We start from the raw sequence: 276 nt of genomic DNA on the forward strand, positions 1-276 counted from the left end.
AGGGCGGTGCGGATCCGGGCGTGGCCGGCGCGCTGCTCTTCGTGGCGGGAGCCTTCGTCGCGTCGGCGAGCTGGCAGCTGCTGATCGCCGGCGGGGGCACCCTCGTCGGGCGGACGCTGGCCGGGCCGCGCGGTCGGCGCGTCACGGCGCTGGTCTCCAGCGGTCTCATCGCAGCGCTGGCGACCGTGATGCTGCTGCCGCGATGAGCCCGGGGCCGGGCCGCACGCCCGCCGGCCCCGGCCTCGCCGCGACGCCAAGCCCCGGGCCGCCCGCCCG

At 80.4% G+C, this 276-nt stretch carries 1 pseudogene; it reads left to right on the top strand.

The window, feature by feature from the left end:
* Window positions 1-206 (top strand): annotated as a pseudogene (locus ACSNOB_RS32095) (lysine transporter LysE); the annotation flags it as partial.
* Window positions 207-276 lie beyond the last annotated feature (70 nt).

Source organism: Micromonospora sp. URMC 106 (genome assembly GCF_051386395.1).
Taxonomy (GTDB): domain Bacteria; phylum Actinomycetota; class Actinomycetes; order Mycobacteriales; family Micromonosporaceae; genus Micromonospora.